This window comes from Treponema denticola (assembly GCF_024181405.1).
Taxonomy (GTDB): domain Bacteria; phylum Spirochaetota; class Spirochaetia; order Treponematales; family Treponemataceae; genus Treponema_B; species Treponema_B denticola_D.
In genome coordinates this window covers 1,842,743-1,869,218 of the sequence record NZ_CP051302.1, presented here as the reverse complement: position 1 = coordinate 1,869,218, position 26,476 = coordinate 1,842,743, and the positions used below count along the sequence as shown (strand labels likewise).

Below are 26,476 nucleotides of genomic sequence, written 5' to 3'. Positions count from 1 at the left end.
TCCTTTTTCTAAAATCTACTATAGCCGATTATCCTGTAAAACTCCGAATTTGTCAATATGAGTCCGCCGCTTTTTAGGTAAATTTACGATAATTTAAGAAATTTGCTTCCAATGCCACAAAGGTTTTGAAAGTTCCGATGAAAAGGTTTGTACCCGGTTAAAATCGGGGAGCCAGTCATCGGAGGCGACAAGCTCTTGGTAAAAGCCCTCATCTATTTTTAAGCTTGAAAGGAGGTCTTTTAAGGTTTCGTCTTCCTTTAGGTTTAGCATCCGGTTTTCAAAGAGAGAATAGTTTTTTATGCCGGCCGTTCTTTTAACCGGTGTGTATTGGGTCATCACCGAAATAAGAGCCCTGCCTCTTAAGTTTTTTGCAAACCATCTTAGAACAGCCTTCGAGTCCGGCATTCTGGAGGGTAGGGCAAGATGGCGTACTATGACGCCTGAGTAAAGTTTTCCTAAAGGGTATTTTTCTTTATTTTCCGTGCCTATTTTTAAGGGAGAAAGGCAGGCCATTTTTAGGATTGCCCTTGTTGCCGTTTCGGGATAATCGGGTGCGTAAAAAATTTGAGAAGAAATTTGCGGGTTTAATGTTTTTAAGTCGGGAAGCCAGCCGTCAACACAGTCCGAAAGGAGGCTTATAGCTTCTTCGGTTTCATAGGCAGAAGAATTCCAGACAACAGGAATCTTTAAGCCTCGGTCTTTTGCTTCTTTTAGTCCTAGGGCTATTGCAGGGATTGCATGGCTGCCTGTAACGATGTTTATGTTTTCTGCCCCTTCTTTTTCGAGAACAAAACACAAGTTTACAAATTCTTCAAGGTTTACAGCCCTTCCCATGCCTTCTTGGGATATCTGATAGTTTTGGCAAAAGGAACAACGAAGGTTGCAGCCCGTAACAAAGATTGTGCCTGAACCTCCGGCTCCCGTGATTGGCGGCTCTTCCCCGAAGTGGAGGCCTGCCCATGCAAGGCGCAGCTCTCGTGTTTCGCGGCAAAAGCCTTTTTCGCCCTTATTGCGGTTTACCTTGCAATTTTTTGGGCATAGAGTGCATGAGTCATATTCTTTAAAACTAAAATCTTCAAAAGAAAGCATTTATTAGGCGTCCATTGGGCTGTTTTTTTACGGATTTTCTTATATTTTTTTGCGCTCGACAATTACCGTCATTATCGAATTTAAAAGATCCATATCCAAACTTTCAGCCTCGGAAGAAATAATTAAATTTATCTGCTCCCAGTCTTCTTGCGGAAAGTCCATGTCTTTTTCAAAATTGCCTGCAATAAGAGAAAATATTTGATAGAACCATTCGACAGCATCTTCTTTTTTTTGTCTGCCCTCTGAATAGGCCGAAAGCCAATAGTCGGCAAAATCGTTTGCCAAAACTTGGGCCTGCTTATCGTAAAGCGAAACCGCTTTGCAAAAGATTTCCGTCAGGCGGGCGTCAAAAACTGCTGTGTCTCCGTCCTTATTTAGCTTTTCTGCAAGTTGGTTCGCATGCGACTTTTCTACAAGCCGGCTTGCATCCGAATAAAATTTTTCCATCGTATCCATAATATTTTCCTTAATTTGCCGGCAGCATTATTAATGCCTGCCTTTTTTGCTGAAGCCTTCAACTCGGGCGGAGGCCTCGACGGTAAATGGCGTTCTGTCTCCGCGTTTTAGGTAATGATAGCCGAGGCCTGCAATCATCGCCGCATTATCCGTACAGAATTTAAGCGAGGGGAAGATACACTTTAATTCCTTGTGCTCTGCAAGTTTTTCTCTCAACAAAGAATTGGCCGCAACTCCTCCGCCTGCTACTATCGTTTTTAAGCCCGTATCTATCGAAGCATCCAAAAGAGGCCTGAGCAAAATTTTTACAGCCCTTGTCTGGAATGCGGCTGCAATGTTTTCGGGTGTTTTTTCAAAGTCCTTATTCCAAAACTGGTCTATCTGATTTATGACGGCGGTTTTTAGTCCCGAATAGGAAACATCGTACTTATGCCCTTCCTTGTGGATTATAGGCATGGGGAAGTTAGCCGCCTTGGGATTTCCGTTTTTGGCGAGTTTGTCGATTACGGCTCCTCCCGGGTATCCCAGATTATAAAACTTGGCAACCTTATCAAAGGCTTCCCCCGGCGCATCGTCGATTGTGGTACCTAGGACTTCAATATCGTCAAAGTTATTTACCTTGCAGATAATCGAGTGCCCGCCTGAAACTAAAAGCCCCAGATATGGGTAGGGGATATCGTGTTCCAGATGGCTTGCATATAGATGTCCCAGCATGTGATTTACGGCAATAAAGGGTTTATTTGAAGACCATGCAAGGGTTTTTGCAAAGGTAAGCCCCACTAAAAGGGAACCCATGAGTCCCGGCCTTCCGGTGGCGGCTATGCCGTCTATTTCTTCGAGGCTCAGATCGGCTTCGGCTAAAGCTTGTTTAACAACGGGCAAAATCCATTCGGTATGTTTTCGGCTTGCTATTTCGGGAACGACGCCGTTATACATTTTGTGGAACGGAATTTGTGTTGCAACAATATTGCTTAAAATTTTATTTCCGTCCTCGACGACTGCCGCCGCAGTTTCATCGCAAGAACTTTCTATTCCTAATATCTTCATTTTATTTCCCTTTTGATTTTGAAATTGTAGAAAATGTATATCCTTCTTGAGTTAAATCGGAGTACATTTCTTTTAGAAGAATTGCAAGATCTACGGTAAACACGTGGCCTATCATAATTGCTTCTCCTCTTTGTGAGGCAATTTCCAAGCCTTCTATAATTTGTTTTTTCATATAGGCCTTATCTTTTTTATTATCAAGAAAGACAGCTCTTTCCCAAATATTCATATTCAGTTTTTTTGCAACTTGAGGAACAACGCTTTTTGAACTGGTGCGGGAATCCAAAAAGTATATGTTTTTTTCCTTGCACAATTCAAGCACTGCCTCCATAGCTTTTTCATCCGATGTAATAAGAGAGCCCTCGTGGTTATTCATTCCGGCTATGGGCCCAATTTCTTCCACATTTGAAGCTACGATTTTTTTTATCTCTTCACGGTCCATGCCGGGTTTAACGGCTCCATCTCCTGGATTAATATTGGGGTTTAATGCCTGCATCGGCTGATGAAGGATGAGTTCCTTCCCGGCCGACCTTATTCTTCTTGCCGTTTCTCTTGAGTTAGGCAGCTTAGGCAAAACAGCTATGGTACAGGGAAAAGGTAAATCCAAAAAATACTGTAACTGTTCAAGGTTGTGTCCTGCATCGTCAAACACAAAAATAAGTTTTCCCTTTGAGGGAAGCTCAGGCAAGTCTTGAATAGGGTAGGCCGAAACGTCAGGCTCTTGTTCTTGAGGTTTAGGCTTATCCGTGATTATGGGATTTTCAGGCTTTTTTGCCTTATTTTCTTTGCCCGTCTTTTCGCTTTCTTTAGGTTTATCGTGTAAAGTCTTTTTTGCAGCTTCTTTAGCCAGATTTTTTGCTGTCTGCGTTTCAAGTTCTTTAGGCTGATTTTTTGCTGTCTGCGTTTCAGCTTCCTTAGTTTTTTCGGTACGCTTATCTTTAGCCTTGCTTTCTATAGGCGGCTTTTCGGTAGTTTTAGGCTTTTCTTCTTCTATTTTTTCTTGTTCCTTGGCAATTTGCGTTTTATTCCCTGTTTCATCTTTATTTTTTACCGAAGGAATTATAAACAAAAATACTGCGAGCATTATTATACAGACTGCCAAAAAACCGGCTATAGCTCCGGTATAGTTAATTTTTGACTTTTTTCTTCTTTTTTTTCCGGTTTTTTTTACCGGTTTAGTTGTTTTTCCTGTTTTGGTGCTTTTTTTTGCCATAGATGTAAAAGATAAGCATTAAGGGGGCTTTTGTCAATCGGGGAGAATTTGACTTAGCTCTCTTACTTTTTATAATGTTTTTTTACCATTTCAAAAAGCTGTTTTTTGTTAAAGGGCTTTTTTATTATATCGTTTAATCCCATAGATTTACATAGGTTCCTTTCATTATCTTGAGATCCTGCAGTACATGCGATGATAGGTCTTGAATATCCCTTTCCCCTCAAAATTTGTGTAGCCTCATATCCGTTTATGCCGGGCATCTGTATGTCCATAAATATAATATCAAAGTGCTCGCTTGATGCCGTATCGATAGCTTCTTCTCCGTCATTTGCCGTGCTTACAATACAGTGAGCTTTTTCCAATATAATTTTTAATAATTTTTGGTTTACAGGATGATCGTCCACAACTAAAACCTTACAGCCGAAAAAGTTATCTTCATCTAGAGTATGTACATTTTCATTTTGGTGACCTTGGCCTCCTGCCTCAACCGGCTCCAATTCCGGAATATCGTCTTTTTCTGAAATTATTGCTAATTTACGGTAAAGTTCGTTTAGCAGATGAAAGACTATTCTTGATTTTAAGGGCTTATAAAGATAACCGTCGAACCACTCTAAAAGTTTCATCTTGGCATCTCTTCCGAGGCTGCCTTCAGGAATCATCAAAAATAGTTTTGAAGCTGAAAGACTATCGTCATTGTGAATTTCGGCTCCGAGGCGCCATCCGTCCATTTTAGGCATAACCATATCTATGAATACCACATTGAAGGGGTTTTTATGTTCGGCTGCAGTTTTCATAACTTCTATTGCCTGCTCTCCGGAGCTGACCAAGGCTATATCTTCAAAGCCGAATTTTAAAAGCATTCTCTTTAAAATAGTTCTGGTTTGCATATTATCATCGACGATTAAAAATCTGGTATTCTTATCCAATAAGATGCTTTCATGGGGTGCTTTTTTCTTTGAAGGGACTAAAGGAATCTTAAACCAAAAAACGGATCCTCTAGGAATATTGTCTTTTATTCCTATTTGACCCTTCATCATAGTTATAATATTTTTCGAAATTGCAAGCCCTAAACCTGTTCCTCCGTATTTTCTGTTTATTGCAGCATTCCCCTGATAAAAGGAGTTGAATATTTTTGATTTTTGTTCGTTGTTGACTCCTATTCCCGTATCTGCAACTTCAAAAAGAATAAAGAAGTGTTTAACCGCATAGGGGTCATCAGTGTTATTTTCAAAAACCAGTTTGACCGAAACCGAAACATAGCCTGTTTCGGTAAACTTAACTGCATTTTTTACAAAGTTTAAAAGAACCTGCTGCAGCCTTGCCAGATCTCCGTATATAAAGTCGGGAATTTTGTCGCTTATATCTACAACAATTTCCAATCCTTTTTTATGAGCTTCCATCGAAATTAAATCTACGGTCTGCTCAACTGAATCGGTCAAGCTAAAAACCGTCCTTTCCATTGTCATATTTCCGCTTTCAAGTTTTGAAAAATCCAAAACGTCGTTTACAAGTGTGAGTAAAACTTCAGCACTAAAATTTACCTGACGGGTATATTCGCTCTGCTCTTCATCAAGGTTTGTTTCGTTTATGAGCTCCATCATGCCTATTATTGTTTGGATAGGTGTTCTTATTTCATGGCTTACATTTGCCAAAAAAAGGCTTCGCATACTGTTTGCTTTTTCGGCATCTTGTCTTGCGATTATCAAAAACCGTTCTTTTAATTTTTGTTTGGTAATGTCATCAATGGTTACAAAGAAATTATTGTCATCTTGTTGAGTAAAGCTGAACTTTAAAGCTGTCTTATCCGAAAGGCTTGAGGGTTTGTCAAATTTAGCTTCAAAAGCCGCTGTTTTTGGATTGCTTTTTATAAATGCGGACAGCCTAATATAGTCCTCTTCCAACAGCACTGTTTTTAAATAATCCTGTAATCGTATTTTTGTGTTTTTAATCAGGTAGTCGGGTAAAAGTCTTTCCGCTTCAGGACTCCAAAAAAGCGGGACATAATCCGGAGAAAAAATTATATACGCTATATTTGACTCGGTTAAATACTTTCCAAGTTTAAAATTTAAAATACTTTTATTAAAGAGATGCACCCAAAACTTCCTCCATTTTGCGCAAAACCGTTTCTTTTTTTATTGGTTTTAATATGTATCTTTTAGCACCTTTTTCCAGAGCTTTGATAACGGAATCCCTTTGAGTGACGGAAGATAGAATAACAAATGGAGTTGTGATTCCCTTCTTTTTTGCTCCGTTTAAAACATCTATGCCGCTCATACCCGGCATAATCATATCAAGGAACACAACATCATAAACATCATTTTCTACTTTGTTTAAAAAATCTTCTCCGTTTTCAAATAGAGTTACTTCGGCATTTAATCCCGAAAAAATAGCAGTCATCATTTTGCGTACCACCAAATCATCATCTATTACAGCTATAGATAGTTTTTCGGCCGTGTCCAGTTTAAACCGGGTTTCAAGGTTGCTTGTATTTTTATTGTGCTCATTGTCGGGATTCAGCATTGTTTGAGTTACTGCTATCTTATCTTCAGTTGTTTGTAAAAGAGCCGAAAGGGCCTGGCCAAGGCTTCCTACAACTTCAATCATCTTATAGTCGGGGTTTTGCGAAAAGAAGTCTGTTACAAATTGATTGAGGGTAAGGAGTTTTACATTTTTAGGAGACACTACTTTTACGGCTAGGATATTATCTATCAAATATTCCAGGTTAGCCGTATCGGCATAGGTTAAATTTAAATCGGTCAATATAATTAAAATTTTAGCCTCGGCAAGTTTGTAGGATTCAATTAATTCTATTATTCTAAATTGAAGAAGCTCAAGTTTATCTCTGTTTAAACCTTGTGCCAATTCTATAAATATGACATCTTCATTTACCCGCGTTTCTAAGATGCAGGGTGTGGGATCCATGGGAAATGTTGTTCCTAAAATTATTCCTATTGAGAATAAAAGTTCGTCAACTTTTACGGGTTTTGAAATTACCTTTTTTACTCCGTATGAGGCTAATAAAGCTATGTCAACCTTGGCTATTTTTCTTCCCAATACTATCGACGGTATTCCTGCAAGAGTCGGCGTTTTTTGTTTTTCGGCAAAAAAATTAAATAGGGCGTCTCTGCTAAAACTATAATCTATTATTATGAGCATGACAGGCTGCTGCTTCATAATATTCATGGCTTCTATAACTGTTTCGGCATAAATAACATAAATGCCGACTTCTTGTAATTTTTTTGTAATATAATATCGTAAAGTGGGGGCTATCCCTATCAATAAAACTTGTTTCATGTTATGATTATATCATATTGGAATAATCTTATCTAGTTGGATACAACTTGGTTGTCTTGTAAAATTGGAGGAATTAATGAAAAAAGCTTTTTTATTTTTAGCAAACGGATTTGAAGATGTTGAAGCCCTTACGCCCATAGATTATTTGAGAAGGGCCGGAATAGATTTGATTACGGTTGGTGTTGGAGGGAAAACTATAGTTTCTTCTCACAAGGTTCCTATAACCTGTGATATTGTGTTGGAAGAAGCCTTGCAAACGGATGGCGATTTAATTGCCGTCATCCTTCCCGGCGGCCTTCCTAACAGCAGCACTCTTGCCGGCTCAGAGGCTGTCAGAGAATTTGCAAAAAAGACCCTTGCAGGCGGAGGAATCGTAGCTGCAATCTGCGCGGCTCCTGCCCTTGCCCTGGGCTCTTGGGGCCTTTTAGAAGGAAAAAACTATACCTGCTACCCCGGTATGGGACAGGATTTGAGTACAAAGCCTAAGGCCGGAGAGCGTGTCATCAGAGACGGAAATATAATAACGGCCTGTGCAGCAGGGGCTGCAGAAGAATTTGCCTTTGCAATTGTAGAAGCTATTTGTGGAAAAACCGCATTAAATAAACTTAAAACTGAGGTGGTGGCACGATAATGGGAAAACTTGCAGATTGGTTTGAAAACGAAACTTTTTGGGCGGAGTATGCTCCGATTATGTTTGATACGCAGAGGTGGGCCGAAGCTCCTACCGTTGCGGAATCTATTTTGAGGATAATAGGCGTTCCTGTGGATAATGCAGGGATTTCGATCTTGGATGCAGGCTGCGGCCCGGGAAGGATTGCCATCGAGCTTGCAATAAGAAAGGCTAAGGTTACGGGCATCGACTTAATCCGACCATTTTTAAATGCTGCTATGGATTCGGCTCAAGATGAAGGTGTCGACATAGAGCTTATTCAGGGAGACTTGCGTAAATTTGTCCGCCCCGAAGGTTTTGATGCGGCTATCAGCATGTATACGAGTTTCGGGTATTGCAGCACAATCGAAGAAGACATGCAAATCTTAAAGAACATAGCCCAATCCATAAAGCCTAATGGCTGGTTCATTCTCGAAATGACGGGAAGAGAAATAGCCGTGCGCGATTTTACCGAGGGCGAATGGTTTGAGAGAGCCGGGTTTACGGTCTTAACCGAATACTCCGTTGAAGGAGCTTGGGAAGGTTTAAGCTCCCGCTGGATTCTTTATGATGAGCAGGGAAGGAAGGCCGACCACACCTATGTTCAACGTCTTTATTCCGCCGTGGAGTTAAAAAGGCTTATGTTGGCAGCCGGCTTTTCTTCGGTAGAAATATACGGCGATTTTGATTTTTCGCCCTATAACGAAAAGGCGAGAACGATGGTTCTCATAGCAAGAAAGTAGCTTTATTTTTTCTTATAAAAATACAGTTATTTCTTTCTATAAAAATACTTGTAAATTACCTCAATTGTTGATATATTGTATTTTGTAAATTTGAGTTGACTCGCAATAAGGAGTTTTGATATGGAAAATAACGGCATTGACGGTATTGTTTTATATGAAGATGCAGATCATAAATTTATATGGCTTGGTTCGGAAAGCAAACAGAGAAAGGGTGCTGTACAGACAATGCAGTATCTTATTATAGACAGGGGTAGGGGAGTCCTTCTTGATCCGGGCGGAGTTCATCTTTTTTCCAGAGTTGTTACTGCCGTAAGCCGCTTTATTTCCGTGGATAAAATAGATACTATTTTTTTCTCACATCAAGACCCCGATGTTTCTTCCGGTATAGCTTTATGGCTCGGCATCACAAAAGCTAAAATATATATTTCTTCGCTTTGGATTCGATTTATGCCCCACTTCGGCATAGTGGATATTTCGAGAATGGTTCCGATACCGGACAAAGGGATGAGTATATCGCTTCCCTCAGGCTCAAATATGAAGTGTATTCCTTCGCATTTTATGCATTCTCCGGGGCAATTCGGTTTATACGATGAGCGCTCCCGTATTCTTTTTAGCGGGGATATAGGGGCCGCAGTTTTTGATGATGACGATGAACCTTCCTTTGTAGAAAATTTTGAAAAGCACCTTCCTTTGATTGAAGGCTTCCATGTCAGGTATATGGCTTCCAATAAGATTGTCAGCAAATGGGTAGAAAATGTACGCCGTTTAAATCCCCTGATGATAGCTCCGCAGCATGGTGCAATATATAAAGATGAACAGGTGAATAATTTTTTAAATTGGCTTTCCGGTTTAAAATGCGGTACGGATTATATCGAAAACCTGTTCTAATTTAGGAGGTTCTATGGCTGATGAACAGAACATTGCCGATAATTTTAGTGATCTAATCGATAAAATTGTTGTACAATATAATAAAGGCGTTATTCTTGATTTTGTAACCTCTCATTCATTTAAAATTATTGAAGAATCTATGGACAATTTGCAGGAGAAATTTGAAACTATCCTTTCCGTTTTTGAGGAAATACAAAAGGAAAGCAGTTCTTCTGCTTCTAATGCCAATTATGTCGATGAAATGCTTTCTAATGTTTTAAAAAGAAGAACCGTAATTCAAGAAGAAATTCATGCACGGGTTGATGAAGTTGAAGCCACTGCGGAAAATGCAGAAAATGCAGCTTCAGCTTTTGAGGTGCTAAAGGACAGGACTGCGGAAGTTGAAGATATGTTGTCGGGCATTAAGGATGTTTCCGTAAAGACCGGCATTCTTGCAATCAATGCTTCGATTGAAGCCGCCCGTGCAGGAAGTGTCGGAAACGGTTTTAGAATTATTGCCAATGAGGTACGCTCTCTCGCAACCCAAACCGGAGATTTTGCAAAAAAAATCGAATCAAAACTGGAAGAATTAAATAAATCGGTTGATGAAATAAACAGCAGTATGACCGGCTTTATAGAACTTTTTTCAAAATTCAGAAAATCATTTAACGGCGTATTGGCTAATTTGGATGAAAACTCAGCAACCCTTAAAGATGCGGGGCTTTCGCTGGCCGAAATAACCGCTTCCATAAAAGAACAGGATATTACCATAAGGGAAGGCTTTTTGTCGTTAAAAAAGATAGACAGCTTTTTGCGTGACACTTCGACGATTCTTGATGCAGTCCAAACAAGCCATGAACATCTGGGAACCTTGCTGCAGCAAAGCTAGAATGTACATTCAGAGCACATTTTTCATCGGCTACTTGAAAACTTGAGTTTTTCGTGTTATTATTCTTATATCATGAAAAAAAGAACTTCATTTTTAATTTGGCTTTTTGTTTTGATTATTTTGGGAGGCACGGCCTTTTTTTTCGGGTGGATGCAGTTTTCCGTTCCTGCGGGATCTTATGGCGTAATGCTTTCAAAGTCGGGAGGCTATCATGACAGGCTCATTATTCCGGGCGAATTTATGTGGCGATGGGAAAGGCTTGTCCCGACCAATTCAAAAATTCTTACCTTTAATTTAAAAGCCCAAGACGTTGAGTATAAAAGTGAAGGTGCCCTTCCTTCCGCCGATAAATTCGGTTTGGTGATGGAACAAAAAAACGATTTCCGCTGGAAGTTTGCTCTAAAGATTTCGGCTTCCGTAAAGCCTGAAAGTTTAATAAGCCTTGTCAAAAATGCTTCGATAAAAACCCAAGGCGATTTGGACGATTTTGTTAGAACAAGAGTTGAAGAAGCCGCTCAAAAATCCGCAAACGAATTTATCGAATATTTTTTATCCAATCCTGAAGAATATGAAAAGCTGAAATTTCAATATGCGGCCTTTAACGATAAAATCACTTCGGATCTAAAAGGCAAGGAGAATACCGAAATTGAAATTGTTTCGGTTGAGCTTTCTTCCGATTTTGTAATTCCCGATTTAAAACTGTATACAACAATAAGGGATGTTTATTCGGAGTATGAAAAAGCAAGGAGCAAGGTTTTCACCGACCTTATGATTGAAGAAGGAAAATCCGCAGCCTCTTCAAAATTCCGAATGAATGATCTAAAAGAATGGGGCGAGCTTTTAAAGCAATATCCCCAGCTTATCGATTTTTTGGCCGTAGCTAGAAGCGATGCGAGCGAAACCCTCAAGGCTTTGCGTGAGCTTAAAGCTAAGATGAGCGGCGCTCAGGTCAGCGGTACTCAAGGCGGCGGGCAATAGTTTTTACCGATGAAAGCCGAAGAAAAAAAAACATTATACACATTTTTCCGCACAGCCTCGGAATATCTATCGGGTTTTAAAACCGATGAAGAATATCCCGATTTTGCCGATACCGTTCTCCCGGAGACGGCTCTCCCCGATACCACTCTACCGGAAACGGGAGGAACGGACGGCTTAACAATTCCTTTAAGCGATTCAGATGCAGCAAACGGCCTTGAAACTCTTGAAAAGGTCTATGCTCAAATTGCTTCTTGTAAGGCCTGCCGTCTATGCGAGAGGCGGCATAATACGGTTGCAGGAGAGGGGCCTTGCGAGTTTTCTAATTTTGATAATAAGATAGAAGTAATGGTCATAGGCGAGGGGCCGGGCGCTGATGAAGATGCGCAAGGCCGCCCCTTTGTCGGTAAGGCAGGCCAGCTTTTAGATAAGATGCTTGCCGCCATCGAATTATACCGCACCCATAACTGCTATATCACAAATGTGGTAAAGTGCAGACCGCCCAATAACCGCGACCCTCTGCCCGATGAAACGGCTGCGTGCAGAAATTATTTAAATGCCCAAATTGCCTTGATAAGGCCTAAGGCGATTCTTGTGGTTGGGCGAGTAGCTCTTCAAAATCTCTTGGAAACCCAAGAAGGAATAGGCAAGATGCACGGCAAGTTTTTTGAATACCAAAACATTCCGCTGATGGCGACCTATCACCCAAGTGCCCTTTTGAGAGATGTCAACTTAAAACGCCCTGCATGGGAAGACTTAAAACTCTTCCGTTCCCGCCTCAATGAATTGCCTCAACAAATTGATTGAGAAAAACTAGGCGGCACCTATGGCAAAATGGCTTACTCTTGCCTTTAATCTTCCACTCTACCAAAGCTTTACCTATAAAAACATAGAAGAAGACGGCGGGAGCCTTGTCGGAAAAAGAGCTTCGGTTCAACTCGGCTCAAGAAATTTGATAGGCTTTATAATAGAAGAATCTGATGTGTTTCCTAAAGACAGCCCTGTGGGAGAAGATAAGATAAAGCCGATTAAGCGAGTGGTCGACAAGGAAACAATTTTCGGGCAAGCACAGATAGAACTTGCATCTTGGATTTCGCACTTTTATATTTGCAGCTTCGGAGAAGCCCTCTCCGCAATTCTTCCTTCGGGAAAAAGAGAAGTTTCTTTTGAAAACTTAAAATGGGGAGCCGAATTTGAAGATAAGAATTTTTCTCTTTCCGATGAACAAAAGGATGCCGTCGAAAAAATCGTAAACTCAAACAAAAAAGAATTCTTTTATTTATACGGCTTAACCGGTTCAGGGAAGACGGAAGTTTTTTTAAAGGCCGCCGAAAAAATAATCGCAGGAGGCAAGGCCGTTATCTACCTTGTTCCCGAAATAGGGCTTACCCATCAGGTTATAAGTGCGGCCGTAAAACGCTTCGGCTCTCAGGCTGCCGTTTTGCACTCAGGCCTTACGGGAAGTGAAAGGCTCAACCAATGGATGAGGATAAGACGGGGAGAAGCTCTTATGATTGTCGGGGCGAGAAGTGCCGTCTTTGCTCCTGCCGAAAACATAGGCCTTATCATAATCGATGAAGAGCATGATGCTTCTTATAAGTCGGGTTCCGTGCCCCGCTACCACGCCCGCCAGACGGCGATGTACTTGGCCGTCAAGCATAATTGCCCCGTGGTAATGGGCTCTGCAACTCCATCGCTTGAAGCGTGGAATATGATTCAAAACAAAAAAATCAAGCTCCTTTCCCTTTCAAAAAGACTTGCAGGCGGAAGCCTCCCTCAAATCGAAATAGAAAATATTTCCGGCTTAAAGGGAGCTTTGAGCGACAGGCTTATAAGCGAAATACGCAAAACCAAAAATGAAGGAAAACAAACAATTCTTTTTTTGAACAGGCGGGGCTTTTCCCATATTTTTCGATGCCGTTCCTGCGGCTATGAGATGCTTTGCAAAAACTGTTCCGTGCCGATGACCTTTCATAAAAGTGAAAATGTAATGAAATGTCACTATTGCGGAATGCAGGCAAGTCCGCCTTCTCTTTGCCCCGAATGTAATTCCCTCGATATAGGTTATGCCGGTGTCGGTACGGAATTTATCGAAGAAGAAGTTTCCCGCTCCTTCCCCGACTGCACGGTTGCGAGGGTTGACACCGACACCGTTTCCAAAAAGAACAGTCTTGAAAACCGCTTAAAAGATTTTAAGGAGGGTAAAATAGATATCCTCCTCGGAACTCAGATGATAGCAAAGGGCTTGAATTTTCCGAAAGTAAGGCTGGTCGGAATTATCCTTGCGGACACGGGACTTCAAATGCCCGACTTTAGAGCCGCCGAAAGGAGTTTCGCTCTTATCACTCAGGCAGCAGGAAGGGCAGGGCGGTTCAGCGAGGACGGGCTTGTCATTATTCAAACCCTAAAGCCTAACCATCCTTCGATTGTTTGTGCAAAAAATCACGAGTACGAAAAGTTTTATGAATATGAACTCGGTCAAAGAAAGCTCTTGGATTTTCCGCCCTTTAAGCGTCTGATTCGTTTGGTCTTTAGAAGCAAGGACTTAAAAAAAGCCGAGCTGGCCGCAGAAGGTGCCGCAAACATTCTAAAATATATTCTGTCTTCCCAAAGCAAAGACGAAGCCGAAATAATGGGACCCTCGGAATGTGTCCTATCGATGATAGCCGGAAATCACCGCCAACAGATTTTGCTCCGCTCTTCAAATTTCCCCCTAATCCAAACCGCCGCATCCCGTTTTGTAAAAGAATATAAACCGATGACAGGCATCTACATCGAGATCGACACCGATCCGGTCAATCTTATGTGAAGCAAAGGAATTTCGGATATGCACTGTATGAGCGATGATTACCTTGTAGAAGAGCTCTTGAGCGAAAAGTAGCTTTGTTTTTTGGCTGCCGGTGGTTTCACGCTAGCGACGTTTTGCCGTAAGGCAAAACTCGAAGCTTAAAAAATGTACCTCTCTATACATTTTTTAAGCGGTATACATTTTTCTTAAAAACTGTTATACTCTCCCCTCAATACAAGGAATTTTTATGAAAGAACGATTGGATAATTTAAGAAACAGACTTATTGAAGTCGAAAAAGAAGTTGAAAACCCTAACCTTATCAAAGATGTTGCAAAATATAAAGAAACCATGCGGGAACACTCATATCTTTCAAAATTGATGGAAGAATACGATAACTATCTTTCTATCGAAAAACAGATAGAAGATTCCAAGCTTCTCATTCAGGAAGAAAGCGATGCCGAACTTAAAGAGATGGCGAGGGAAGAGCTGCACTCTCTTGAAGCCGCCTTTGAAAAAAGCGAGGCAGATCTCAAGATGCTTTTAATTCCGCCCGATCCTCTGGAAGAAAAAAATATTATTATGGAAATACGCGGCGGTACAGGAGGCGATGAAGCTGCCCTCTTTGCGGCTGACCTTTTTAGAATGTACACCCACTATGCCGAAATGAAAAACTGGAAGTACGAGGTTTTGTCCCTGAACGAAACCGAGCTCGGCGGATACAAGGAAATTACCTTTTCCATTTCGGGAAAGTATGTTTACGGAAGTCTCCGCTATGAGTCGGGCGTTCACCGCGTTCAGCGTGTTCCTGAAACGGAGGGCTCAGGCCGCATTCACACAAGTGCCGTAACCGTTGCGGTTTTGCCCGAAGCCGAAGAAACCGAAATCGAAATCAATCAAGAAGATTTGCGTATTGATGTTATGCGTGCAGGAGGCCCGGGCGGTCAGTGCGTTAATACCACAGACTCGGCAGTCCGCATTACCCACATACCCACAGGCCTTGTCGTTATTTGTCAGGATGAAAAAAGTCAGATTAAAAATAAGGCAAAGGCTATGCGTGTTTTGCGAAGCCGCCTTTATGATTTGGAAGAAAGTAAAAAGCAGGCAGAACGGGCTCAAAACAGAAAAAGTCAGGTCGGCTCCGGCGATCGCTCCGAGCGTATCCGCACCTATAACTTTCCGCAAAACCGCGTAACCGATCACCGTATTAACTTAACCCTTTACAAATTAGATGCGGTCATGCAGGGTGCTCTCGACGAATTAATCGATGCCCTCTGTATCGCCGCCCGCGAAGAAATGATGAAGGCAGCGGATCATCACTTGGAGCATAAATAAGGCTCAATGCTTTTTTTTACCGTAAAGGATGCCCGTCTTTTTGCAGCTCATTCCTTTCTTTCTTCGCAGCTTTTAACTAGGAACGGATACGGAAGGAATGATGCCCTCTTTGATGCTGATATTTTAATAGCCCATATCTTAAAAAAAGAACGTTCATGGCTTTTGTCTCATTCCGATTTTGATTTTTTGCCTTACAAGAATGAGTTTGAGACTTTTGTAAAAAAAAGAAGTTCAGGTCTCCCCATTGCCTATTTAACCGGAACAAAGGATTTTTTCGGGAGAACTTTTTATGTAAATGAAAATGTGCTTATCCCCAAGCCCGACACCGAAACCTTGGTAGAGCTTGCATTGAATTTTGCAAAGGAAAAATTAAAAAAAAATGAGTCTCTCTTTGTTTTGGATATTTGCACAGGGTCGGGCTGTATAGGTCTATCCCTTGCGGCGGAACTTTACGAGAGCTTAAGCCAAACATCTGACGCATTTGATAAACCGCAGGGGGCGCAAAGAACGCAAAGTTATTTTTCTGAAAAGTTTTTCTTAGTTCTTGCGGATATTTCGGAGGAGGCTTTAAAAGTTTGTAAAAAGAATATGGATTCTCTTTTACCTGCACCTCTTTATAAGATGGCCATTGCAGTGAGAGCCGATCTGCATTTTTCTTTTCCCTGCGCGCCGGAGTCAAAACGAAGCTACGATTTGATAACTGCAAATCCGCCATACGTTCCGTCAAAGCTTACGGAAAGCCTTTTAGAAGACGGCCGCTCTGAACCCCGCCTTGCCCTTGACGGCGGTATTGAAGGGCTGGACTTAATTCCGCCCTTGGCACAAAATTCTTATTTGAGCTTAAACTTCGGCGGGAAACTTTTTGTTGAAGTAGGCGAATACCATGCAGCCCAAGCTGCCGAGATTTTTAGAAACGCAGGTTTTTCGCAAGTTCAAATTCATAAAGACCTTGCTGGAAATGACCGAGTCATAGAGTGCACAAAGTTCAGCTTTTAAAGCAATTGTTTTTTTAATCTGAGCAGATTTCTTAAACTGTTTTTACATATCTCATTTCGGGAGCCTTTAAAGCTTCATGGACTTGTGTTTTGCCATCCGGCTTAAAGCCGTGATGCTCATAAAAACTTCTTGCAATCCGGTTTTCTTGAAAGACCCAAATGCATAATTCATGTATGCCGGCTTCTTTTGCTTCTTTTTGAAAATGAGTAATTAATTTTGAACCTACTCCCGACCTTTCAAAAGCTTTTTCTACATAAATAGCCATAAGTTCAAAGCTATCCGGTTTATCGCTGTCCCGGCACATTCCCGTACGCATCATTCCCTTTATTATTCTGTCTTTGTCATCTTCATAAACATATAATTTTGATGTACTGTTTTGAGTATTAACTTTTTCCTTTAAACGTTCGATAGATTTTTCAATCGACAACTCACAAAACAAAAAATTATCGTCGACGATACCCCTATAAGTATTTCTCCAACCGTAAACATTTATTTCTGCAACTCTTGATAAGTCCTTTAATTCTGCAAGTCTGACCATTGTTTTTCTCCTTGGTTAATACTAGCCGATTTGGCGCATAAAAACAAGGCAGGAGAATACGATAACCCATGTTGTCAATAATATTATTCAAGTATTGATATTTTGATTTTTTTGTTATATCATAATTATGTAAGTTTAAATTTAAAGGAGTAAATTATGGGTCTTATATCAGCAGCAGTTGGAGCAGTGGGCGGCGGTTTGGCCGATCAATGGCTCGAAGTTATTGAGGCGGGCGATATGGGTGAGGGCGTTGTCCTTGCAAAAGGAGTTGCCGTCCGCACAGATAAACGTAACACAAACAAAAAAGGTTCAAGCGATGTCGTTTCAAACGGTTCTATTATTCATGTAAATCAAAACCAGTTTATGATGTTGGTGGACGGGGGAAAGATAGTCGATTATACGGCGGAGCCCGGATATTTTAAGGTTGAAAATTCGGCATCGCCCTCCCTATTCGGCGGTCAATTCGGAGATGCCCTAAAAGAAACCTTCAGCCGTTTTAAATTCGGCGGTACCACCCCGATGAAGCAGGAAGTATTTTATGTTAATTTACAGGAGATTAAAGGTATTAAGTTCGGTACTCCCAATCCTCTGCAATACTTTGACAACTTCTATAATGCGGAATTGTTTTTGCGCACCTTCGGAAACTATTCGATTAAAATAACCGATCCGATAAAGTTTTTTAAAGAAGCTTGTCCTCGGGATGCCGTAAATGTTCACATTGATGAAATAAACGAACAATACTTGAGCGAATTCTTAGAAGCCTTACAGGCTGCCATAAGCCAAATGTCTATGGAAGGCGAGCGCATTTCCTTTATTCCTTCAAAGGGAACGGTTTTAAGCAAACACATGTCCGAGATTCTGGATGATTCATGGAAGGATTTGCGCGGAATGGAGGTGCTTTCAGTCGGTATTGCAAGTATTTCCTACGATGATGAATCTAAAGAACTTATCAATATGCGTAATAAAGGAGCGATGCTCGGCGATCCCGGTGTACGTGAAGGCTATGTGCAAGGCTCGATTGCCCGCGGTATGGAAGCTGCAGGTTCAAATCAAGCAGGAGCCGGAATGGCCTTTATGGGTATGGGTATGGGCATGAATGCGGCAGGCGGTTTTATGGGGCAGGCAAGTCAAACCAATATGCAGCAGATGCAAATGAATCAAGCCTCTCAGAGAGCTGCTCAAGGAGCAGGGCAACAACAAGGTGCCGGAGCTAAGGCAGCCGGAGAATGGTTTTGCACAGAGTGCGGCCATAAAAATACCGGAAAGTTTTGTGCCGAATGCGGAACTCCTAAACCTCAAGGAAGCGGCTGCCCTTCATGCGGCGCGGAAGTAAAAGCTGGAGCAAAATTCTGTCCCGAATGCGGAACAAAATTATAACCGATAAATGTGGGGAAAGATATGAGTGTTGAAAATTATAAATGTCCGGGCTGCGGTGCGCCTATAAGTTTTAAACCGGCGGCCGGAGGTTTTAAGTGCGATTATTGTTTTTCAAGTTATACGGAAGAAGAAATTACCCGCTACATGGAAGGTCTAAAAGCAAAAAGGGGTGGCTCTGAAGGTTCCTCTTCTTCCGAAAGTAAAAGCGGAAATAACGGATCCGTAAAACAATATCACTGCAACAACTGCGGAGCGGAAGTCGTGGCAGGAGAAACTTCAAGTGCGGCATTCTGTTATTATTGTCATAGCCCCGTAGTCTTATCCGAAAGACTCAGAGGGGAATTTAAGCCCGATAAGATTATTCCCTTTAAGCTTGATAAAAAAGATGCCTTAAAATGTTTTGCTTCTTGGGTAGAAGGGAAAAAATATGTACCCGCAGATTTTACAAATACGGGTACGCAAGAAAAAATGACCGGAGTTTATCTTCCACACTGGCAGGCTGATGTTGTTGCAGACCTTGATTATCACGCAGTAGGTTTAAAGGTTTCATCATGGAAAAGCGGGAACACTGAATATACAAAAACGGATAAGTATAAGATTGAGCGCAAGGGGAAAATTGAGTTGGATAAATTTCAAGAGCTGGCTTTTACAAAGATAGATAAAAACCTTATAAACGGAATAAGTCCATATGATTTAGAGAATCAAAAAGATTTTTCTCAAGGCTATCTTGCAGGCTTTTTTTCGGAGCAATACGACATTAAAAAAGAAGATGTTGAGCCTACAATAAAAAGTAGAGCAGAGGATTATACTAAAGACCTTATTAAAGACTCTACCGATTACAGCGGAGGTTTTGAAGATGAAGAGGATAATACTTCCTACACCGTAAAAAATTATAATTACGTTTTGCTTCCATCATGGATACTCACTTATCTTTATAAGGGAAAAACCTATGTCTTTGCCGTAAATGGGCAAACCGGAAAATCTTCAGGAGAGCTTCCGTTAAACAAATCTAAACTTGCCCTTGTTTCAGGTTTGATATCGGGAATCCTTGCAGCTCTCTTACTTTTGGGCGGGAGGTTTATATGGTAGTAAAAAAAATTATTTGCTCATTGATAATTTTTTTCTGTATAGGTTTAAGTTCGTATGCAGAAATTGAAAAAAAACTTTTGATAGATGAAGCCGGGGTTTTAAGTCAAGAGAGTTTTTCAAAGATAGAGAAAAGCTTATATAAGATTTCGCAAAAGAGTAAGTCTGAAACCGTAATTGTAATTGTTCCATCCACAGGAGAAAAAAGTCCTCAAGACTATGCCGATGATTATTTTGACTATAACGGTTACGGTCAAGGAACCGAAAGTGAAGGAAGCCTTTTACTCATTGTAACCGGGGATGGTACTCAAGGCAGTCGATATGCACATATTTCAACCCATGGAAAAAAAACGATAAGCACTCTTACCGACAATAGCATTGAAAAACTTTTAGACTCTTTAATATACGGAGGATTAAAAGAAAATAATTATGCCAAGGGAATAGAATCTTATCTTAAGGCCCTTGCTCGGAAGTTTTACAACAGTCTTTCGCTTATGGAAATTTTAATCAGTTTAGGTATTGCAGTTATCAGCTTTGCTTTTAAATTTTTAGGCACACAAAGAAAATATAAAAACAAGGAAGCCTTTGCCTTTGCTCCCTTCTATGATATTAAAAAGAACAGTCTTGTTTCTTTTGAAACTATTGATGATGTGTTTCTTTCTACCAATACGGTATCGCACGTCATTAAATCAAATAGCGGAGGAGACTCGGGAGGTAGTTCTACACATACATCATCAAGCGGAAGAACTCACGGCGGCGGAGGAAGAAGTTTTTAAGTTTTACTTAGAATTATAAAAAAAATGCTCTTTTAATAAACGCTTTCAGCTGCAATCTCCGCCGTCCATGGCGGTAAGCTGAAACGCTTATTTATTTTGATAAAAATTAGTTTTGATATATTTTAACTTAAGGTTAAACCTTTTTAGTCTATATATAAACTTTTTGGGGTTTTTCTTTGCAGCATTTAAAAATAATTCTGCCCGTTTCTCGATTAAAATCTGTTCAGGAGTTTTATCCTTATACAAATTTTCATCCACACCGGACCTCTGGTTAGATTGAAATTTATTATACATGCTTGACCTACAATCTTTTGTATTATGTACACTAATAAGCTTGGAGATTTTGCATCATTTTTTTGTTAGAAAGGCTTTGCGGTACACATTTAAATACGCTCACTGTTAATGATGAATATCGGCATAACTAAAAATTTTTTTAGTTTTTTACGGAATTATTTAAGTTTTCGGATAAAATTCTCTCCCCTTGCCTTTTTACCGATAATTTATTATCCTTTTAATATGCACTTTCTCATTTCATTGCGAAAGTGCGTAAAAAAACAATGCTCGGGATTTGAAAATCCCTGCGCTTATTTTTTTGGAGGTTGATATGGCACAGTACAAGTTTGAAACTGAAGTGAACCAGCTTTTGTCGCTCATTATTCATTCGCTTTATTCAAACAAGGAAATCTTTTTAAGGGAACTTGTTTCCAATGCTTCGGATGCATTAGATAAGTTAAAGTATTTAACCCTTTCCGATGAAGCTTATAAGCAGATTAAATTCGAGCCCAGAATCGATATCTGTTTTGACGATACGGCCAATACGCTTACCGTGCGGGATACCGGCTTGGGTATGAACGAGGAAGATCTAAAAAATAATTTGGGAACGATAGCAAGGTCCGGAACAAAGGCTTTTTTAGATCAGCTTGCAGCCGCCGATAAAAAAGATTCAAACCTTATCGGTCAATTTGGTGTAGGTTTTTATTCGGCCTTTATGGCAGCCTCTACCATCGATGTTATTTCCAAAAAAGCCGGAGAAAACGATGTTTGGAAGTGGACTTCGGACGGAAAGGGTGCCTACGACTTGGAAAAGGTTGACGATACGGCCTTCCCCATAATAGATGATGTAACCGAAGGAGCAAACGGAACCTGTGTTATTCTTCACTTAAATAATGAGGACTCGGAGTATGCTACCCGATGGCGTATCGAAGAAATAATTAAAACCTATTCCGACCACATCGCCTTCCCAATCTATCTTCATTTTACCGAAAAGCAATATGACGATAAGGGAAAGGTAAAATCGGAAGCCTTTAAAACGGAACAGATAAACGATGCCGGTGCTATTTGGCAAAAGCCTAAATCGGAATTAAAAGAAGAGGATTATTTTAACTTTTATAAATCCATTTCTCACGATTCTCAAGAGCCTTTACTCTATGTGCACACAAAGGCGGAAGGAACTCAAGAATACACAACCCTCTTTTATGTTCCGTCGAAAGCACCCTTCGACATGTTCCATGCGGATTATAAGCCGGGAGTTAAACTCTTTGTAAAGAGGGTCTTTATTACCGATGATGAAAAAGAACTTCTGCCCACATATCTCCGCTTTGTGCGCGGCGTTATAGACAGTGAAGATTTGCCACTAAACGTAAGCCGCGAAATCTTGCAGCAAAATAGAATTCTTTCAAACATTAAAAACGCTTCGGTTAAAAAACTTTTAGGAGAGTTTAAAAAGCTCGCCGAAAACGACAAAGAAAAATACAATAAATTCATAGCCGAATTTAACCGCCCATTAAAAGAAGGCTTGTACGGCGACTATGAACACAGGGAAGAGCTTGCCGACTTGGTACGCTTTAAGACAACTTCGCCCGAAGTAAAAGAAGATGAGTGGACCAGTTTTGCCGATTATGTTTCAAGAATGAAAAGCGATCAAAAGGCTATCTACTACATCACTGGTGAAGACGAAAAAACCTTGCGTCAATCTCCTCATCTTGAAGTATACAAACAAAAAGGTTTTGAAGTTTTAATTATGCCCGATGAGATTGACGATATAATTATTCCTTCATTGGGAAAATACAAGGACTGGGAATTAAAGGCTGCAAACAGAGCCGGCTCCGATAAAGAACTTAATACCGAAGAAGAAACTAAAGCAGCCGAAAAAAAAGAAAAGGACTTTAAGCCCGTACTCGAAAAGATTAAAGAGGTTCTCGGCGATAAGGTAAAAGAGGTTCGCTTTTCAAAACGCCTTTCCGATTCTCCTTCATGTATAGTTGTGGATGAAACCGATCCCAGCTTGCAGATGGAAAGAATGATGAGGGCTATGGGGCAGTTTAATACAAGTGCCGTAAAACCGATTTTGGAAGTAAATGCCGATCATCCCTTGGTTCAAAAATTAAAGGATTCGAAGGATAAAGAATTTGTAGAAGATATGTCCAACCTCCTTTTGGAACAAGCCCTCTTGGTCGAAAGCGGAGAGCTAAAGGCTCCGGTCGACTTTGTAAAAAGGCTTAACAGGCTGATGACAAACTTAAAATAGATTTTATTGATAAAGTAGTAGACGGCTCGGCATGGATTCTGCCGGGCTGTTTATCTTCGTATTATTGGAGGCGATATGTATTTAGATAAAGCGGCGGCGATGGAACTTGTGGACGGGGACATGGAAATCTATATGAGTTTACTTGAAACCTTTATCGAAGCCTATGAAAAAGATGAGGCTGAAATAGATCGGTTGAATGTTCTCTTAGGTGCAAGTGCCGAAACTGTTTTAAGTGATGATGTTTTACGTGAAAATGTACGGAAAACGGCTCACAAGATAAAAGGAAGTTCCTATACGGTCGGTGCAAACATCTTGGGCGACTCTGCAAAAAATATCGAAAAGTTTTTGGTTGAACCTTCAAATATTAAAAGCCCTGCAAACATTGAATTGCTTGACGGCTTTTTTGCAAAGTTTAAAGAAAATTATGCTAATACTTTAGAAGAAATGAAAACGGTTATCGCTTAAAGCTTTTTTAAGTAATTCTTCAATTATTATTTATTGGTCGCCCTCACCGCTTCCAAAACTTCTTCTGCTTGTTTTAAAGAAATCTTTGCGGTTTCGGAAAGAGCTTGGGCTGTTGCCGTTTTTAGGTTTTCCGTGCTGCCGAAGGCTTTTAACAAAACATGGGCTCTCTTTTTGCCGATGTGGGGAAGGTTTTCAAATTCGGTTTTAAGTTTGTTTGATCTTCGGAGTTTATTATTCCTTGTGTTTGAAAAGCGGTGAGCCTCATCACGGATTCTTTGGAGAAGGCGGAGGGCATCGCTTCTTCGCGGCAAGATGACAGGTTTCGAATTATGCGGAAAATAAACCTCTTCATTTTTTTCGGCAAGGCCGATAACCGGAATGCCGAGGTCGAGGGCGTTTACAATTTTGCTTGCAGCATTTACCTGCCCAATGCCTCCGTCTATAAGAATTAGATCGGGGAGGTCTGCACCCTCGTTGAGAAGTCGGGTATAGCGGCGGGCTATTACTTCCCTCATCGAAGCATAGTCATCGATTACGCCGTCAGTATTTTTTAACCTGAATATCCTGTAATTCTTTTTGTCGGGATTTCCTTCTTTAAAAGAAATCAGGGCAGCGACCGTAAATGTGCCGCCGAGGTGAGCAATGTCGAAGCCTTCGATACGCTGCGGAAGGCAGGGCAGGTTAAGCCTTTTTTGTAAGTCTTCAACAGCGGCAAAATCTCCCTGTTCTCTTAGGCGGCGCATGGCATCTTCTTTTGCGTTAAAGCGAGCCATCTTCAATGCCGCCTTGTGGTGTTTAATTTCAGCCGGAGAAAGATTCAGCTTCTCTTCTTGGGCAGCCGAAGGTGCCGGCTCTTTAACGGTGTAGCCGATTGTTTTGGAAGCCGCTTCTTCGATTTCGGTAAGACTGTCTGCCGCTGATGTTTCTTCTGCTGCAAGACTTTCTTTTTCTAATGGAATAATGCTTATCCTTGTCTTTGCGTGAAGCTCCTCGTTAAGCCATTTTTCGATGAGGGCGTTTCCTTCGGCAGCTTGCGGAATAAATATTTTAGGCGGAACCTCGTTTGCCGAAGTGTAATAAGCCGATATAAATTCGGATAGAATTTCTCCTTCTTCTTTTAAGCTGTGTGAGCGGTAAAGGTCGCGGCCGACAAGCCGTCCGTTTCTCATTTTTAAAACGGCGATGCTGACCATGGCTCCTTCAAAGGCCCATGCAATATAATCGCGGCTTTCCGGGTCCATGTCTTGAACTATGTTTTGTCCGCGTAGAGCATAGACTGCCTGTATTCCGTCACGGAGACGGGCGGCTTTTTCAAACTCTTTTTTTTCTGCCGCTTCTTTCATCTTTTCTTTTAAGGTGCCGGAAACATCTTCCATTTCACCTTCTAAAAGCAGGGTAATTTCTTCTATATCCTTACCGTATTCTTCTGCACTTATCTTTCCGCAGCAGGGAGCCTTACATCTTCCGATGTGGAAATAAAGGCAAGGAGTTTCCCGCTTTTTTAATCGCTTACATTGACGCAGGGTATAATTATGTTTTATAAGAGCTAAAAACATATCGACGGCCGAAACATTGGGAAACGGCCCGAAATATTTTGAGCCGTCATTTTTAATGTTCCGAGTGCGGTAAACTTTCGGGAATTCTTCATCGGTTAATTTTAAGACGGGATAGGTTTTTCCGTCTTTTAGATTTATATTGTATCTCGGCTTATGCTTTTTGATTAGAGTATTTTCCAAGAGGAGGGCTTCATACTCGTTTTCGGTTTGAATGTACTCGATTGACTCGGCACGGGAAACCAGGATTCGGGTTTTAATGTCCCTGTTCGATGTAAAATAAGAGCTGAGGCGGTTCTTTAAAGATTTAGCCTTCCCGACATAAATGACCGTTCCGGCCTTATCCTTCCAAAGATAAACCCCGCTCGTTTTCGGAGCCGAGAGAGCAACCTCATGCAGTTTTTCACGCGTAGTAATTTCCGCCATCTTTTACAAACACTTGTTTAAAGCCTCGATTACATATTCATCATATTTTTCTTCGATACTTGCAGGATGAATATAAAAAGAGTCTTCTTCGATAAAGCCTATTATCGGAATCTGCATTTCGCGTAAATTTGTTTTTAGTTTTTCGCAAGGCTTTTTTGTATTTAGTTTTACGGCCCAAGAGCTGAAGCCCGTGTCCGGGGTGCTGCCTCCTCCGAGGGAAAAGTTTTTTTGCACCAATTCTCCGGCTCCGCTTTTTAGACTTGCAATTATTTTTTCGGCACGCTTTTTTATTTTCTTTTGATCTAAAAGGAGCGCCCTTTGAGCTGCCGATTCTCCTCCGTTTAAATAGAGGATGAGACATTCCTGCATAAGGCTTGCTACTGCCCTGCCTACCCGGTAGGTTCGCATGAGCTGATTTTTAGCTACGGTTTGAACGAGACTTTTTTTACCTACAATCCAGCCTGCCTGCGGTCCGCCCAAAATCTTATCTCCCGAAAAGCAAACCAAATCCGCTCCTTCTTTTATAATGGAAGAAACCGTGGGCTCTTCGGGCACATTTAAGGATAGGTTTCCCGAGCCCTGATCCACTGCGAGAATTATATTTTGCGGAAGGATGGCTTTGATTTCTGAAATTGAAGGCTGCTCTGTAAAACCTCTTATTTTATAGTTTGAGGTATGAACCCAAAGCACCATTGCCGTGTTTTCGTTTATTGCTTTTTGAATGTCCTTAAGGCTTGTGATATTTGTTGTGCCGACCTCGATGAGCTTACAGCCTGCCATCTCCAAAATTTCGGGGATACGGAAGCCTCCGCCTATTTGAACCTGCTGTCCGCGGGAAACTATGACTTCCTTTCCGCCTGCGAGGGCCTTTAACATTAAAAAAACAGCCGCCGCATTGTTGTTCAATATGAGGGCATCCTCGGCTCCTGTCAAAAGGCTCATACAGTCATTTAAAAACTCGAACCTCTTTCCGCGGTTTCCGTCCCGCAAATCCATTTCTATAGAAGAATAGCCCGAAGCGGTTTCTTTTGCTCTGTCCCAAATATTTTCAGGCAGGGGAGAGCGGCCGAGGTTTGTATGGAGGATTATCCCCGTCGCATTTATTACGGGTGTAATTTTTGTGCGGATTATGGGTCTGCATAGTTTGCTTATTTCTTCGGCACAGGCCTTAAGCGAAGGAACATCCCCTCCGGCCCTTGCCTTTTTGCGTATGTCTTCCAAATACTCCGAGGCCTTTTTTACTACAAAGGGCCTTCCGATAAGAGCTGCCGTGTTTTTTAATATATCTTCATTTAAAAGTTTTTCAACTTGCGGAATCCTTGCAAGCGGATTTGTATTTTCTTTTGCCATGGGTGAAGTATAGAATAGAAAGGCTCTCTTGTCAAGGAAGTT

24 protein-coding genes are annotated in these 26,476 nt (G+C 41.1%); 14 read left to right on the top strand and 10 right to left on the bottom strand.

Annotation, left to right across the window (positions count from 1 at the left end; all coding sequences use genetic code 11):
• Nucleotides 1-93: 93 nt before the first annotated feature.
• The 6 genes from HGJ18_RS08815 to HGJ18_RS08790 all read right to left on the bottom strand — a co-directional run bounded on the left by HGJ18_RS08815 (nt 94) and on the right by HGJ18_RS08790 (nt 7,096).
• Nucleotides 94-1,089, bottom strand: a complete 996-nt coding sequence (locus tag HGJ18_RS08815; protein WP_253695903.1) for a radical SAM protein — start codon at nt 1,087-1,089, stop codon at nt 94-96.
• Between the two features lie 39 nt (nt 1,090-1,128).
• On the bottom strand, nt 1,129-1,545 hold the full coding sequence (locus tag HGJ18_RS08810; RefSeq protein WP_253695901.1) for a hypothetical protein: 417 nt from the start codon (nt 1,543-1,545) through the stop codon (nt 1,129-1,131).
• Nucleotides 1,546-1,575: 30 nt separating this feature from the next.
• The gene (gene tsaD, locus HGJ18_RS08805) at nt 1,576-2,592 is read right to left on the bottom strand and encodes a tRNA (adenosine(37)-N6)-threonylcarbamoyltransferase complex transferase subunit TsaD (RefSeq protein ID WP_253695899.1); all 1,017 of its coding nucleotides are present in this window, start codon (nt 2,590-2,592) and stop codon (nt 1,576-1,578) included.
• A gap of 1 nt (nt 2,593) precedes the next feature.
• Complete coding sequence (locus HGJ18_RS08800) at nt 2,594-3,802, bottom strand: divergent polysaccharide deacetylase family protein (RefSeq protein WP_253695897.1); 1,209 nt, start codon at nt 3,800-3,802, stop codon at nt 2,594-2,596.
• Between the two features lie 62 nt (nt 3,803-3,864).
• On the bottom strand, nt 3,865-5,895 hold the full coding sequence (locus HGJ18_RS08795) for a response regulator (protein ID WP_253695895.1): 2,031 nt from the start codon (nt 5,893-5,895) through the stop codon (nt 3,865-3,867).
• A complete protein-coding gene (locus tag HGJ18_RS08790; protein ID WP_253695893.1) occupies nt 5,882-7,096 on the bottom strand; it encodes a response regulator in 1,215 nt (404 codons plus the stop codon). The genes HGJ18_RS08795 and HGJ18_RS08790 overlap by 14 nt, the downstream gene beginning before the upstream one ends.
• A gap of 76 nt (nt 7,097-7,172) precedes the next feature.
• On the opposite strand from HGJ18_RS08790, the gene HGJ18_RS08785 reads away from it, so the two are divergent.
• The 9 genes from HGJ18_RS08785 to prmC all read left to right on the top strand — a co-directional run bounded on the left by HGJ18_RS08785 (nt 7,173) and on the right by prmC (nt 16,336).
• Nucleotides 7,173-7,727: a DJ-1 family glyoxalase III gene (locus HGJ18_RS08785; protein ID WP_002675955.1), complete on the top strand. Its 555-nt coding sequence runs from the start codon at nt 7,173-7,175 to the stop codon at nt 7,725-7,727.
• Nucleotides 7,727-8,488, top strand: coding sequence for a class I SAM-dependent methyltransferase (locus HGJ18_RS08780; protein ID WP_253695885.1), 762 nt, complete (start codon nt 7,727-7,729; stop codon nt 8,486-8,488). The genes HGJ18_RS08785 and HGJ18_RS08780 overlap by 1 nt, the downstream gene beginning before the upstream one ends.
• A gap of 120 nt (nt 8,489-8,608) precedes the next feature.
• Complete coding sequence (locus HGJ18_RS08775; protein ID WP_253695883.1) at nt 8,609-9,376, top strand: oxygen-binding di-iron domain-containing protein; 768 nt, start codon at nt 8,609-8,611, stop codon at nt 9,374-9,376.
• 13 nt (nt 9,377-9,389) lie between these two features.
• Entirely contained in the window at nt 9,390-10,244 is an 855-nt protein-coding gene (locus HGJ18_RS08770; RefSeq protein ID WP_253695882.1) for a methyl-accepting chemotaxis protein, read from the top strand.
• Nucleotides 10,245-10,316: 72 nt separating this feature from the next.
• Nucleotides 10,317-11,222 (top strand): hypothetical protein, encoded by a 906-nt coding sequence (locus HGJ18_RS08765; RefSeq protein WP_253695880.1) that lies wholly within the window; start codon nt 10,317-10,319, stop codon nt 11,220-11,222.
• 9 nt (nt 11,223-11,231) lie between these two features.
• A complete protein-coding gene (locus HGJ18_RS08760) occupies nt 11,232-12,026 on the top strand; it encodes a uracil-DNA glycosylase (protein WP_253695879.1) in 795 nt (264 codons plus the stop codon).
• A 19-nt stretch (nt 12,027-12,045) separates the two neighbouring features.
• Complete coding sequence (gene priA, locus HGJ18_RS08755) at nt 12,046-14,028, top strand: replication restart helicase PriA (RefSeq protein ID WP_253695877.1); 1,983 nt, start codon at nt 12,046-12,048, stop codon at nt 14,026-14,028.
• A 226-nt stretch (nt 14,029-14,254) separates the two neighbouring features.
• On the top strand, nt 14,255-15,340 hold the full coding sequence (gene prfA / locus HGJ18_RS08750; RefSeq protein ID WP_253695875.1) for a peptide chain release factor 1: 1,086 nt from the start codon (nt 14,255-14,257) through the stop codon (nt 15,338-15,340).
• 6 nt (nt 15,341-15,346) lie between these two features.
• Nucleotides 15,347-16,336, top strand: coding sequence for a peptide chain release factor N(5)-glutamine methyltransferase (gene prmC, locus HGJ18_RS08745; RefSeq protein ID WP_253695873.1), 990 nt, complete (start codon nt 15,347-15,349; stop codon nt 16,334-16,336).
• A gap of 31 nt (nt 16,337-16,367) precedes the next feature.
• Here the strand turns inward: prmC and HGJ18_RS08740 are convergent, their stop codons facing one another.
• On the bottom strand, nt 16,368-16,874 hold the full coding sequence (locus HGJ18_RS08740) for a GNAT family N-acetyltransferase (RefSeq protein ID WP_253695871.1): 507 nt from the start codon (nt 16,872-16,874) through the stop codon (nt 16,368-16,370).
• 156 nt (nt 16,875-17,030) lie between these two features.
• Here HGJ18_RS08740 and HGJ18_RS08735 point away from each other — a divergent pair, with 156 nt between their 5' ends.
• Genes HGJ18_RS08735 through HGJ18_RS08725 form a run of 3 tightly spaced genes read left to right on the top strand, consistent with a single transcriptional unit; the run spans nt 17,031 to nt 20,113 of the window.
• On the top strand, nt 17,031-18,251 hold the full coding sequence (locus HGJ18_RS08735; RefSeq protein ID WP_253695864.1) for an SPFH domain-containing protein: 1,221 nt from the start codon (nt 17,031-17,033) through the stop codon (nt 18,249-18,251).
• Between the two features lie 21 nt (nt 18,252-18,272).
• Nucleotides 18,273-19,340: a TFIIB-type zinc ribbon-containing protein gene (locus HGJ18_RS08730; protein ID WP_253695862.1), complete on the top strand. Its 1,068-nt coding sequence runs from the start codon at nt 18,273-18,275 to the stop codon at nt 19,338-19,340.
• Nucleotides 19,334-20,113 carry a TPM domain-containing protein gene (locus tag HGJ18_RS08725; protein WP_253689215.1) on the top strand — a complete coding sequence of 260 codons (780 nt, stop codon included), beginning with the start codon at nt 19,334-19,336 and terminating at the stop codon, nt 20,111-20,113. Before HGJ18_RS08730 ends, HGJ18_RS08725 begins: the two co-directional genes overlap by 7 nt.
• Before the next feature lie 87 nt (nt 20,114-20,200).
• Here HGJ18_RS08725 and HGJ18_RS08720 read toward each other — a convergent pair whose 3' ends face one another.
• Nucleotides 20,201-20,407 carry a hypothetical protein gene (locus tag HGJ18_RS08720; protein WP_002667461.1) on the bottom strand — a complete coding sequence of 69 codons (207 nt, stop codon included), beginning with the start codon at nt 20,405-20,407 and terminating at the stop codon, nt 20,201-20,203.
• 310 nt (nt 20,408-20,717) lie between these two features.
• Between HGJ18_RS08720 and htpG the strand changes: the two genes are divergently transcribed.
• Together htpG and HGJ18_RS08710 are read left to right on the top strand one after the other, a co-directional pair.
• Nucleotides 20,718-22,640 (top strand): molecular chaperone HtpG, encoded by a 1,923-nt coding sequence (gene htpG / locus HGJ18_RS08715; protein ID WP_253695860.1) that lies wholly within the window; start codon nt 20,718-20,720, stop codon nt 22,638-22,640.
• Between the two features lie 75 nt (nt 22,641-22,715).
• Nucleotides 22,716-23,105, top strand: coding sequence for an Hpt domain-containing protein (locus HGJ18_RS08710; RefSeq protein ID WP_253695858.1), 390 nt, complete (start codon nt 22,716-22,718; stop codon nt 23,103-23,105).
• 26 nt (nt 23,106-23,131) lie between these two features.
• Here the strand turns inward: HGJ18_RS08710 and uvrC are convergent, their stop codons facing one another.
• Both uvrC and selA read right to left on the bottom strand, forming a co-directional pair.
• Nucleotides 23,132-25,084, bottom strand: a complete 1,953-nt coding sequence (gene uvrC / locus HGJ18_RS08705) for an excinuclease ABC subunit UvrC (protein ID WP_253695856.1) — start codon at nt 25,082-25,084, stop codon at nt 23,132-23,134.
• Between the two features lie 3 nt (nt 25,085-25,087).
• Nucleotides 25,088-26,434: an L-seryl-tRNA(Sec) selenium transferase gene (selA, locus tag HGJ18_RS08700; protein WP_253695854.1), complete on the bottom strand. Its 1,347-nt coding sequence runs from the start codon at nt 26,432-26,434 to the stop codon at nt 25,088-25,090.
• Between the last annotated feature and the right edge of the window lie 42 nt (nt 26,435-26,476).

Excerpts from the sequence above, each read along its gene's own strand:
- HGJ18_RS08815 (WP_253695903.1), bottom strand. The coding sequence starts at position 1,089 with ATGCTTTCTTTTGAAGATTTTAGTTTTAAAGAATATGACTCATGCACT.
- HGJ18_RS08720 (WP_002667461.1), bottom strand. The coding sequence starts at position 20,407 with ATGTATAATAAATTTCAATCTAACCAGAGGTCCGGTGTGGATGAAAAT.
- HGJ18_RS08710 (WP_253695858.1), top strand. The coding sequence starts at position 22,716 with ATGTATTTAGATAAAGCGGCGGCGATGGAACTTGTGGACGGGGACATG.
- HGJ18_RS08770 (WP_253695882.1), top strand. The coding sequence starts at position 9,390 with ATGGCTGATGAACAGAACATTGCCGATAATTTTAGTGATCTAATCGAT.
- HGJ18_RS08775 (WP_253695883.1), top strand. The coding sequence starts at position 8,609 with ATGGAAAATAACGGCATTGACGGTATTGTTTTATATGAAGATGCAGAT.
- HGJ18_RS08810 (WP_253695901.1), bottom strand. The coding sequence starts at position 1,545 with ATGGATACGATGGAAAAATTTTATTCGGATGCAAGCCGGCTTGTAGAA.
- HGJ18_RS08740 (WP_253695871.1), bottom strand. The coding sequence starts at position 16,874 with ATGGTCAGACTTGCAGAATTAAAGGACTTATCAAGAGTTGCAGAAATA.
- HGJ18_RS08780 (WP_253695885.1), top strand. The coding sequence starts at position 7,727 with ATGGGAAAACTTGCAGATTGGTTTGAAAACGAAACTTTTTGGGCGGAG.
- selA (WP_253695854.1), bottom strand. The coding sequence starts at position 26,434 with ATGGCAAAAGAAAATACAAATCCGCTTGCAAGGATTCCGCAAGTTGAA.
- uvrC (WP_253695856.1), bottom strand. The coding sequence starts at position 25,084 with ATGGCGGAAATTACTACGCGTGAAAAACTGCATGAGGTTGCTCTCTCG.
- HGJ18_RS08765 (WP_253695880.1), top strand. The coding sequence starts at position 10,317 with ATGAAAAAAAGAACTTCATTTTTAATTTGGCTTTTTGTTTTGATTATT.
- prmC (WP_253695873.1), top strand. The coding sequence starts at position 15,347 with ATGCTTTTTTTTACCGTAAAGGATGCCCGTCTTTTTGCAGCTCATTCC.
- HGJ18_RS08730 (WP_253695862.1), top strand. The coding sequence starts at position 18,273 with ATGAGTGTTGAAAATTATAAATGTCCGGGCTGCGGTGCGCCTATAAGT.
- HGJ18_RS08760 (WP_253695879.1), top strand. The coding sequence starts at position 11,232 with ATGAAAGCCGAAGAAAAAAAAACATTATACACATTTTTCCGCACAGCC.
- priA (WP_253695877.1), top strand. The coding sequence starts at position 12,046 with ATGGCAAAATGGCTTACTCTTGCCTTTAATCTTCCACTCTACCAAAGC.
- HGJ18_RS08790 (WP_253695893.1), bottom strand. The coding sequence starts at position 7,096 with ATGAAACAAGTTTTATTGATAGGGATAGCCCCCACTTTACGATATTAT.
- tsaD (WP_253695899.1), bottom strand. The coding sequence starts at position 2,592 with ATGAAGATATTAGGAATAGAAAGTTCTTGCGATGAAACTGCGGCGGCA.
- htpG (WP_253695860.1), top strand. The coding sequence starts at position 20,718 with ATGGCACAGTACAAGTTTGAAACTGAAGTGAACCAGCTTTTGTCGCTC.
- HGJ18_RS08785 (WP_002675955.1), top strand. The coding sequence starts at position 7,173 with ATGAAAAAAGCTTTTTTATTTTTAGCAAACGGATTTGAAGATGTTGAA.
- prfA (WP_253695875.1), top strand. The coding sequence starts at position 14,255 with ATGAAAGAACGATTGGATAATTTAAGAAACAGACTTATTGAAGTCGAA.
- HGJ18_RS08735 (WP_253695864.1), top strand. The coding sequence starts at position 17,031 with ATGGGTCTTATATCAGCAGCAGTTGGAGCAGTGGGCGGCGGTTTGGCC.
- HGJ18_RS08725 (WP_253689215.1), top strand. The coding sequence starts at position 19,334 with ATGGTAGTAAAAAAAATTATTTGCTCATTGATAATTTTTTTCTGTATA.
- HGJ18_RS08800 (WP_253695897.1), bottom strand. The coding sequence starts at position 3,802 with ATGGCAAAAAAAAGCACCAAAACAGGAAAAACAACTAAACCGGTAAAA.